This is a genomic window from Thiohalocapsa sp. (assembly GCF_022340605.1).
Classification (GTDB): domain Bacteria; phylum Pseudomonadota; class Gammaproteobacteria; order Chromatiales; family Chromatiaceae; genus Thiohalocapsa.
Genome location: NZ_JAJDNQ010000131.1, coordinates 1 through 10,129, shown reverse-complemented (window position 1 = coordinate 10,129; position 10,129 = coordinate 1). Strand labels below are relative to the sequence as shown.

General features: G+C 66.3%; 7 protein-coding genes. All 7 read right to left on the bottom strand.

Features of this window, described 5'->3' with window-relative positions; translation table 11 throughout:
- Positions 1-343 precede the first annotated feature (343 nt).
- The 7 genes from LJE69_RS16335 to LJE69_RS16305 all read right to left on the bottom strand — a co-directional run bounded on the left by LJE69_RS16335 (position 344) and on the right by LJE69_RS16305 (position 9,661).
- A complete protein-coding gene (locus LJE69_RS16335; RefSeq protein ID WP_296927072.1) occupies positions 344-493 on the bottom strand; it encodes an addiction module toxin, HicA family in 150 nt (49 codons plus the stop codon).
- Complete coding sequence (locus LJE69_RS16330; protein ID WP_296927070.1) at positions 490-684, bottom strand: type II toxin-antitoxin system HicB family antitoxin; 195 nt, start codon at positions 682-684, stop codon at positions 490-492. The genes LJE69_RS16335 and LJE69_RS16330 overlap by 4 nt, the downstream gene beginning before the upstream one ends.
- 367 nt (positions 685-1,051) lie before the next feature.
- Positions 1,052-4,114 carry an efflux RND transporter permease subunit gene (locus LJE69_RS16325; RefSeq protein WP_296927068.1) on the bottom strand — a complete coding sequence of 1,021 codons (3,063 nt, stop codon included), beginning with the start codon at positions 4,112-4,114 and terminating at the stop codon, positions 1,052-1,054.
- The gene (locus LJE69_RS16320) at positions 4,111-5,331 is read right to left on the bottom strand and encodes an efflux RND transporter periplasmic adaptor subunit (protein WP_296927066.1); all 1,221 of its coding nucleotides are present in this window, start codon (positions 5,329-5,331) and stop codon (positions 4,111-4,113) included. Before LJE69_RS16320 ends, LJE69_RS16325 begins: the two co-directional genes overlap by 4 nt.
- 502 nt (positions 5,332-5,833) lie before the next feature.
- Positions 5,834-6,346, bottom strand: a complete 513-nt coding sequence (locus tag LJE69_RS16315; protein ID WP_296927064.1) for a hypothetical protein — start codon at positions 6,344-6,346, stop codon at positions 5,834-5,836.
- 916 nt (positions 6,347-7,262) lie between these two features.
- Positions 7,263-8,165, bottom strand: a complete 903-nt coding sequence (locus LJE69_RS16310; RefSeq protein ID WP_296927062.1) for a phosphatidate cytidylyltransferase — start codon at positions 8,163-8,165, stop codon at positions 7,263-7,265.
- 1,001 nt (positions 8,166-9,166) lie between these two features.
- Positions 9,167-9,661, bottom strand: a complete 495-nt coding sequence (locus LJE69_RS16305; protein WP_296927060.1) for a DUF1772 domain-containing protein — start codon at positions 9,659-9,661, stop codon at positions 9,167-9,169.
- Positions 9,662-10,129: the final 468 nt, after the last annotated feature.

The window sequence follows — 10,129 nt, the reverse complement described above, 5'->3', positions numbered from 1 at the left end:
CAACTTGAGGTCCGCGAGCAGCTTCACCGATAGCGCGTGCAACTGCTCGGGCGTCAGTGCCGCCAGCGCTGCGGCGTCGAGCTGGGCAAGATCGTGTTTGCTGAGCTGCACGGCAGAGGCAGACTGGCGCCGGACTCGACGTCGAGACTTAAAGGACTTGGCGCCATATCTTTCCACGAAATCTTACGTTTGTCCGCTACTCAGCTGATTTTCATGGGAGGGGTCTGAACGGTTACCGCCTCACCAATCTGGATGCCTTCTTCGCGCATACGGGTGGAAAAGGACTGCATGGTCTTGGTCTCCTCGGGATAGTCGCGTTCGTACTGTTCGCGCTCGCTGTCGGTCAGGCGAGTTGCTCGTTGATATCGGCATATCGGGGCACCGGTTCCGAGGCGCCGCTCTCCGGGTTGTGGTAGATATCGTGCTTATTGCCGTGCCGCAGCAGCACGCAGCCATGTTGTTGGAGGAGTTTCAGCAACTTTTGTCTTTTCACGCGACTTCGATTTCCGACACCCGCTTGATGCCGGGAATGTTCTCGGCCGCGAACATCTCGAATAGATCGACAAGATGCTCCTTCAGGTCGTCGAGGTCATCTCCCTGTGGCCAATGGTCGGGAAACTCGTTCAAGTACCCGAGATACTTGCCATCGGCGGCAATCCAGTACGTAAGGGCAGCCTTTTTCATTGCCTGGTCCCAAGGTTGTTGCCGCAACCGGCTGCACGGTGCTTCGTGCAGCCCCGGATCGAGTATACGAGTGAGGTCCCGTCATACATAGGAACTGCGCGGGAGAGTCGCGGCAGGCCGGCAAGATGCCGGCGGTCCCAGTGTGCCGGCGAGACGCCGGCGGTCCCAGTGTGCCGGCGAGACGCCGGCGGTCCCAGTGGCCGGCAAGATGCCGGCGCTCCCAGTGTGCCGGCGAGACGCCGGCGGTCCCAGTGGCCGGCAAGATGCCGGCGGTCCCAGTGTGCCGGCGAGACGCCGGCGGTCCCGGTGGCCGGCAAGATGCCGGCGCTCCCAGGGTGCCGGCGGTCCCAGGGTGCCGGCGGTGCGGCTAGGCGCGGGCGGCGGCGTTGGCTTCGAGCTCGCGCTGGGTGTGGCGGGAGGCCACCAGCAGGTACATGCCGGGCACGATGAACAGGGTGAAGAGCGTGCCGATGCCGAGGCCCGTGGTGATGACCAGGCCGATGTCGAAGCGGCTGACGGCACCGGGGCCGCTGGCGGTGAGCAGCGGGATCATGGCGACCAGCATGGCGACGGTGGTCATGAGGATGGGGCGCAGGCGAATCATGGCCGCCCTGACCACGGCGTCGAGCTTGGACAGGTCCTCGTGCTCGCGCAATTGATTGGCGAACTCGACGATGAGGATGCCGTTCTTGGCGATGAGGCCGATCAGCGTGATGAGGCCCACCTGGGTGTAGATGTTGACGCTGGCGAACCCTAGGAACAGAAACGCCATGGCGCCGGCGATGCTGAGCGGCACCGACATCAGGATCACGAACGGGTCGCGCCAGCTCTCGAACTGGGCGGCTAGCACCAGGTAGATCACGAGAATGGACAGGAAGAAGGTCACCTCCAGCGCCGACCCCTCCTGGCGGAATTGGCGCGACTCGCCCTTGGTATCGAAGCGCACGTTGCGCGGGGCGATCTCTTTGGTGGTCGTCTCCAGGTAGTCGAGCGCCTCGCCGAGGGAAGTGGTCATGACGCCGGAGAGGGTGATGGCGTTGAGCTGCTGGAACTGGACGCGCTTGGACGGCACCACCTCATCGCGGATGTGCACCAGGCTCGCCAGCGGCACCAGCTCGCCTGAGGCGGTGGCGAGCTCATAGTCCTCGATGGTGCTGAGGTCGTTGCGCTCGGCGTTGGTCACCTGCGGGATCACCTGATAGCTGCGCCCGGAGAGGCTGAACCAGTTGACGTAGTCCTCGTTCAGCATGGAGGCCAGCGAGCGGCCGAGCTGCTCCATGCTGATGCCGAGGTCGCCGGCGAGGTCGCGGTCCACCTCGATGACGGTGCGCGGGCGGGTCAGCTCCACGTCCTTGCGCAGAAACATAAACTTGCCGCTCTGCATGGCGCGGCCGATGACCTGATCGGCGAGGTCCGCCAGTTGGTCCACCGGCGCGTCGGATAGCAGCACGAACTCCACCGGCATGCCGCGGCCAGGGGAGGGCAGGCTCGGGCGCGGGAAGACCACGGTGTCGAACCCCGGAATGCCGGCGACGAGGCCCTGCAACTGTGGCTGGACCTCCATCTGCGAGCGATCGCGCTCGGAGGGCTGGGGCATCTTGAAGCCGCCGAAGGTGGTGCTGGTGTCACCGCCGAAGCCGGCCATGATGAAGCTTTCCTTGTACTCCGGGATCTGCTCGAAGTCGCGCTGCAACTGGCGCACGTAGTGCTTGTTGTAGTCCACCGTGGCGGTCTGCGGCGCCGTGGCCATGACGAACAGGATGCTCTGGTCCTCGGTGGGCGCGAGCTCCTTCTCGGAGAAGCTGTACATGGCGCCGATGCTGGCGATGACGACCAGCGCCACCAGCACGGTGCCGATGGGGAACTTGAGCCACCAGTGCAGCAGCCGGCCATAGAGGTGGGCGAGCCGCTCGAAGAAGTGCTCCACGAACTGCTCGAAGCGCGCCTGCTTGCCGGCGGGGCGCAGCACCCGCGCGGAGATCATGGGCGAGAGCGTCAGCGCCACCACGCCGGAGATTAGCACCGCCGCCGCCAGCGTGAAGGCGAACTCCACGAACAGCGAGCCCACCAGCCCGCCCATGAAGCCGATGGGGGCGTACACTGCCACCAGCGTCGTGGTCATGGCGATGATGGGCAACCCCAGCTCGCGGGCGGCGTCGGTGGCCGCCTGCATCCGCGGCTTGCCCATCTCGATGTGCCGGTGCACGTTCTCGACCACGACGATGGCGTCGTCCACCACCAGACCGATGGCCAGCACCAGCGCCAGCAGGGTCAGCAGGTTGACCGAGAAGCCCATCAGCAGCATCAGGAAGCCGGCGCCGACGATGGACAGCGGCACCGTCACCGAGGGTACCAGCGCCGCGCGCATCGACCCCAGCGACAGGAAGATGACGAACAGCACAATGAGCACCGCCTCGGCGAGGGTCTTGAACACCTCGTGGATGGACTCGTTGATGAACTCGCTGGCGTCGTAGGGGATGTTGGCGTGCAGCCCCTCCGGGAACTGCGCGCGCAGGTCCGGGATGGCCTTGTGCACGCGCTCGGCGACCTGGAGCGGGTTCGCGCCCGGTGTCTGCTCGATGCCGATGAAGATGGCCGGGATGCCCTTGTACAGCGTCGCCGAGTCGTAGTCCTGGGCGCCCAGCTCCACCTCGGCGATGTCGCGCAGGCGCACCAGCGCCTGGTCGCCCGAGCGCACCACCAGGTTGCGGAAGTCCTCGACGTTGCTGACGTCGGTGTTGGTGGCGAGGTCCACCTGCACCATGTTGCCGCGGATGTTGCCGACGCCGGCGAGATAGTTGTTGGCCGTGAGCACGCGGCTCACGTCCTCGCCTGTGACGCCGAGCGCCGCCATGCGGTCCGGATTCAGCCATACGCGCATCGCGTAGGTCTGGTTGCCGAGCAGCTCCGCCTTGGCGACGCCCTCGATGGCCTGGAGCTGGGGCTGCACCACGCGCAGCAGATAGTCCGTGATCTGCGGCAGCGACAGCTCTTTGCTGTAGAAGGCCATGTACATCAGCGCCGTGGCGCTGCCGGTGGTGGAGGTGATCACCGGGTTCTGCGCTGCCTCCGGCAGCACGTTGAGGCGGCTCGCGACCTTCGCCTGGATCTCGGAGATGGCGGCGTTCGGGTCGTAGTTCAGGCGCAGTGTCGCCTCGATGCTGGACACGCCCTGGGTGCTGGTGGACGTCAGATAATCGATGCCGTCGGCCTCGGCGATGGCCTGCTGCAGCGGCGTCGTGATGAACCCCTGCACCAGGTCGCTGCTGGCGCCCGGATACGCCGTGGTGACGGTCACGACGGTGTTCTTGGTCTCCGGGTACTGGCGCACCTCGAGCTGCATGTAGGCGCGCAGCCCGAGGATGAAGATCAGCAGGCTGATGACGCTCGCCAGGACCGGGCGGCGGACGAAGATGTCGGTGAAGCTCATGAGTCGGTGTCGGGGGCGCCGCCGGCCGTCTTCGGGGCATCAGAGGCTTCTGGGGCTTGCGCGCCGGCGGTGGCCTCGGGCGCCTCGGACCCCTTGCCGTCGTCCGGCACGATGCGCACCTCGGCGCCGTTGCGCAGCTTCTGGTGGCCAGCGAGCACCACGCGCTCGCCCTCGGCGAGGCCGGACAGTACCTCCACCCGCTCGCCGCGCACGCTGCCGGTTCTGATCTGCTTGCGTGTGACCGTGAGCTTGGCGCCCTGCTCGCCGCCGGACTGGGCTTCCTGGCCGCCACCGGCCTTGGCTTCTGACCCTTTCTGGATCACGAACACCGAGTCGCCGTAGGTGTTGAACGACACCGCCCGCCGCGGCAGCGTCAGCACGTGGTCGCGCTGCGGCAGCAGTGTGCCCACCTTCGCGAACATGCCGGGCCGCAGCCGGCCATCGGGATTCTTCAGCTCGGCGCGTACCTGCACATTGCGCGTCACCTTGTCCACGGACGGGCTGATGGCCTGGATGTGCCCGCTGAACATCTGATCCGGATAGGCCGCCACGCGCACCTCCACCGGCTGCTTCCCATGAAGGTCCGACAGGTAGCGCTCGGGCAGCTTGTAGTCCACGAACACCGGGTTCAGTGCCTCCAGCCCGACGATATCCGAGCCTTCCGACAGGTACTGGCCGAGGTTCACCTGGCGAATGCCGAGCACGCCGTCGAAGGGCGCGCGGATGGTCTTCTTGTCGATGAGTGCCTGCTTGGCCGCCACCGCGGCACGTGCCCGGGTGAGTGCGGCGCTGATCTCGTCAAAGTCGCCCTGCGAGACGGCCCGGTCGCGCAGTAGCTTGGTGTTGCGCTTGAGCTTGATCTCGGCCAACTCCAGCGACGCTTCCAGGCCCTTGAGATCCGCCTCGTCCACGTCGGTGTCCAACTGCACCAGCGCTTGGCCGGTACGCACCCGGTCGCCGGACTCGAAGCGGATGGCCTCCACCTGGCCGGCCACCTCGTTGTTCACCATCACGCCCTGCACCGCGCGCACGCTGCCGATGGCCTCCAGCTTCGGCTGCCAGGTGCTGCTTTCGACCTGCACCTCTGACACCGTCGCCGGTGGCCGCGGCTTCGCGTACTGGGCCATCTGCTTCGTGAACTGCTCGTACTTCATGAAGGCGAGCCCGCCGACCAGGGCGGCGAGGACCACGAATACCAGGAGTAGGCGGGAGAACATGTCTTTCCTTTTTTTGGTGGCCGACGGTGCCGGTTCGGCACGCTCTGCGCCGCGCTCGCCCGGACGGAATCAAACGCTTGTTTGCGCCAAGACCGCGCAGTATACCGGGCGGTGCCCAACGACGCGCGGTGATGAACCGTGGACGCGGCGCCGCCGCGACGGCCCCGCGGGGACGACGCCACGGATGCAGCCGCCGGAGTGCAGCCCGCGTCGTCGTAGGGTCGTCGCTGAACAGCCCGTCGACGCCCGCGGCGAGCACGGCTTTCAACGGTGCTGCAAAAGACTGCGGCTCGCCGTCAGAGTTCCATGCGACCCAGGGCGGCTCCGGGGTGAGGCCATCCATGAGTCGGTGCGCGAATGGCGCGCCATCGATGGTCTTGGTGGTGCAAGCAGGCAGCCGCGGGGGCTGGGCTCGGGCTCGATGCTTTGCCGGCCGGCGTCGGTCCAGCGCCGGCGGCGACGGCGCCCGCCGGGCCGAGCAGCGCCCGCGCCGGCGCCGCTGTCACTGGCCAAGCGCCTTGCGCGCGGCCTGACCCGCCTGCTCGATGAACTGCTTGCCTTGCTTCAGCATCGCCTGCCTGATGGCCTCCGCGAGCGCTGGCTTCGGTAGTGTCTCCATGCCGATGATGACCCGGTACGGCGAGGCCGAGTAGGCGCTCAGCGGATCGGCCAGTTGCTGCGCCGTGTCTTCCACCGCGTTGTAGGCATAGAAGCAGGATGCGCCGCCGGACTCGCCGCTCACGCTGTACTGGAGCCGCACCTCCGCGTGCTCGCGCCCGCGGGTGCGGGTCTCGGCGCCTTCGAACACGGGCTGGGTGCCCGTATGCACCGCGACGATGTCCTTGCACAGGCGCACCCGCACGTCCTCGCCGCTGCCGGAGCAGCCGGCTAGCGCCATCGCAACGAGCGGCAGCGGAAGGAGTGCGCGCGCCAGCGTGGACGCGCGAGCCGGCCCGGTGAGGCGGCCAAGGGCGGCAGCGGCCGGATTGGACGGAGGTTCCGGTGTCGGGAGCATGGTGGAATCTCGAGACTGGCGTGCTACATGGGTTAGGCTCCCAAGTATCGCACGGCACCCCTCCCGGGCGTGCCGCCCGCGCCGGCGCCGCGCGGCCTGCTCCGGAAGTCTCGCTCCTAAAGGAACGCTTCAAGAATAATTGACACGTCGTGGCAGTAGGGTGCCGGCGCAAGTCGACGCGATCATCACCGCGTCGTACTGGGTGCCGCTGGGCTATGGCGTCGCCTTTTGTGTTTCTGCCGTTCGGTCCCCTATGCTGCGACCGTGCCGCGGCATCGCTGAATGGCTGGCCTGTCGCGCCGGGATCACCTGCTCGCCGACCTCGGGCGCCTGCCCGCCGCCGCCGGCCGCGCATCGCCCGAGGTCACCCACGTGACGGGCGGGTAAAGCCACATGCCCAGCCCGACGCCATAGAGAAAGGCCGAACTCGTAAGACCACCGAACCAAAGGGCCATGTACGTCATTGCCTTCTCCCGCTGCTGTGCGCCGCCGCCACGGGAAGGGGTAGGGGTGCTGCGCGTGCGGCCCTGTGTGCCAACCGGATGACCGACGGGACGGCATTCGGAGGCAGGACGGCCGCAAAGGCGTTGAGTGCGGGGCGGGATGCCCCCGAAGACCGGCGCCTCGACCGCGTCCGACAGCCCGGGGAACGCCGCAACCGTCGCGTCACTTCCCCTTCAATCTCAAGCTACACGACAGCCGCTGCGCGGGCCGCGACCTAGTGCGCATGTTCTGCGGGGCAATCTTAAGGATGCGTTCCCCACGGGCCTTGATCACTACACTGTCCAGAGTCATGACCCCGTGGGAGCGGCGTCCTCGCCGCGACTCGACGCCCGTCGCGCCGAGAACGGCGCTCCCATGGCAGCGGACGGACTCATGATCGACGCCGCCCGTTGCGGACCCTCGCGACGCCTGATCAAGCGGAGCTCGCCGCCGTTGCGTGGCGACGCGGGCAAGGCAAGGCCATGGACCGGACGCCACCCGCATCGCGACGCCGCCCCCTCCGTGACCCGTCCGGTCGATGCAGATAGGCCAGAATGCACACCAGGGGTGCGACCAGCAACAGGCTGTCGACGCGGTCGAGCACGCCGCCCATGCCGGGCAGACCCTGCCCCATGTCCTTGAGCTTGAGGTCTGGCTTGACGGCGGACACGACCAAGTCACCCGCCTGCCCGATGACGCCCAAGGCGATACCCGCGGATGCCAGCAGGGCTGGGCTGGCGGCATCGGGAAACACCATCGAGCCCAGGGCCACGGCCACGATGCCGGAGGCGAGCACGCCGCATAGCGCGCCCTCCACCGTCTTGTTCGGGCTCAGCGCGGGGGCGAGCGGGTGTCGCCCAATGGCCTGGCCGGCGAGGTACGCGACGATGTCGTTAATGGCGACCAGAAAAGAAGGAGGAAGCACAGGTTGCGATAACCATGGATGTTGGCGAGCAGCGATACCTGGCCCAGAAGATACCAACAGAGAAAGGTCGCTCGTCCCGACGGCGCTGGAGCAGTCCCGGTATGCCAGCACGCTCAGCAGGGCGACCGAGATAATCATCCAGCCGGAGCCGATAGCCATGGGAAGCAAGATGGCGGGGACCAGCATCGTCCAGCTGCGGTAGCGCCGCTCGAAGTCCACGAGCCGGGACCCCGGCGTACCCGCTCGCACGCGGACGATCAAGATCGCCGTGCCGGCGAGCAGCAGTAAGGCAAGGCTCAACCCGACGCCGACGACGAAAGGTCGATCGACCTCCAAGTCCGGGCCACCGACGTTCAGCCGGTCCACCACTTGGGTCAAACCGTCGCATAGGGCCAACGTGCTGCGCATCATGGATCACCCCCCGCCTGCATGAGCTGCTGCCGGGTGTCGTCCGGAAGCGGCCGTCGTCGCCCGCGTGCGCGCCTCGCCCTGTCGAGTACCCTGGTGGCCGAATAGGCGACGAACCCGGCGAGCACCAGCGACCCGACCGGATCGGCTTAGCTGACCCGCGAGGAAACGATAAAGAGCAGCAGACTCACGAACACGGCCGCCAGCTCCGCCAGGCTGCGCAGCAATTTCGCGTAGAGCACCGTCGTGGTAGCAAGGGCGGACGCTCCGCGTCCCGGGCGCTTCGGCAGCAGGTGGCCGAAACGACGACCAAGGCCGCTTGTGCCTCGTCTGCGCGGGATTTTGGCGTGTGCTGCCTGTCGCCCTTCCCGTTCACTCCACTTCAGTTTGTGCTATGGGCAACAAGCGTCCCGTGAATATGCACGGCGACGGCGGGGAAGATTCCTAGTCAAGCGATACGGGAAGGACGCTCAGGCGCCCATGATGACCTTGATCAGAACGCCGTCCAGCGCCGTGGCCAGTGGGAGCGGCGTCTCCGCCGCGATTAGACGCCTGTCGCGTCGAGGACGGTGCTCCCACGGCTGCGGAAGGGCTCATGATCCACGTGGAAGCGCAGCTTATCCGCTGTGTCTGAGCCGCAGCGTGACGTCCAGGTGTGAAAGCCGGCGTACGAGGACCAAGCGGTCAGCAGCGCGCTCCATGATTGCAGGACTCCGCTGCCGTGTTCTCGGCTGAGGCACGCAAGAGACGAGGCTTGAGCCTTGCCGCGGACGCCGTTCCCGCGTACGCCCATTTCCCTGGCCAAGCTGGACAACCAAACGTGAGGTCGTCGAGCATCTGCTCCGGCCAGAGAAAGATCGACGCGCCTTCCGGAGGAAGTACGAAGGCTATATGGAAGAGCCTCTGCCTTCTGCGAGAAATGTGTGATTGCAAGACCTGACCCCGGGGTCTTGACCCCGGGGTCTTGATCATGACCCCGGGGGCTTGATCACCGAGGGGGCTGCTCAAAGCCTGAGCATCAGAAGTATCAGCAAGGCGGAAACCAGGCTCGCCATGACCGTTCTGATCACATTCCATCGATTCCAGCGCGGCTCGAACGTCCGGCGAGCCGATTCTCGCGTCGGCTCATCCAGGCCATCGAGATCGAGCGCCTGAAGCCGGTTGTTCAGCGGAACGTTCACAATGAACGTCGGGAATTGCACACCGAGAAGATAGAGGATCGCAGCGACGATGAGGAGGAGGCGATCCGCTCCATCCAAGTACCACAGGCCAAGGACGGCCGCGACAGCCACGGTCGCCACCGAGCCGACCCAGAGGAGCACGAAGATCGGTTGACCCTTCTGAATCACGCCATCCATCACCTGAAACGCCTGGATGAACTCTCTGTCGCCCAAGCGCGTGATGCCCGGCATCACCACGACAGCGAACGCAAACAAGAAGCCCGCGACCAATGAGCACAGAAACGTCGCCAAGAGCAGGATGAGCTGAAAGAGTCCCATGATCTATTCCGGTCGGTTGAGCGTGGGGGCACATGTCAGGAAGGGGCAGGAGCGAGCTGCACGCCGCCTTGTCGCCCGCGACAACAGGACGCTATCTGGCCAGGAAAGCGGGAAAACGTGGCCCGTCCCTGAGGTACCCCACCAGTTGCGCCGCACTGCGCCGTTCGCCACCTGCACGACCCGCTGGTGGCGCCGGCTTGTAGCCGGCTCGCCGCGTGCCCTGCTCGACGCCGGGCACGCGGCGTCAGGGCGTCGATACGCATGTAAGACTTTGTCAATGATCTCATCGGAAAAAGCAGAATGTCCCAAGGCTTCGATGAATTCGCTTCTGATTTGCGCCATTGTCGGCCTTGATCATAAGTCCGTCCACCGCCGTGGGAGCGCCGTCCTCGGCGCGACGGGCGCCCGGTCGCGGCGGGGACGCCGCTCCCACAGGACGAGCGCTTGGTCGGAGTTACGATCAAGACC

Coding starts and splice junctions, on each gene's coding strand:
- LJE69_RS16330 (WP_296927070.1), bottom strand. CDS start 684: ATGAAAAAGGCTGCCCTTACGTACTGGATTGCCGCCGATGGCAAGTAT.
- LJE69_RS16325 (WP_296927068.1), bottom strand. CDS start 4,114: ATGAGCTTCACCGACATCTTCGTCCGCCGCCCGGTCCTGGCGAGCGTC.
- LJE69_RS16320 (WP_296927066.1), bottom strand. CDS start 5,331: ATGTTCTCCCGCCTACTCCTGGTATTCGTGGTCCTCGCCGCCCTGGTC.
- LJE69_RS16315 (WP_296927064.1), bottom strand. CDS start 6,346: ATGCTCCCGACACCGGAACCTCCGTCCAATCCGGCCGCTGCCGCCCTT.
- LJE69_RS16310 (WP_296927062.1), bottom strand. CDS start 8,165: ATGATGCGCAGCACGTTGGCCCTATGCGACGGTTTGACCCAAGTGGTG.
- LJE69_RS16305 (WP_296927060.1), bottom strand. CDS start 9,661: ATGGGACTCTTTCAGCTCATCCTGCTCTTGGCGACGTTTCTGTGCTCA.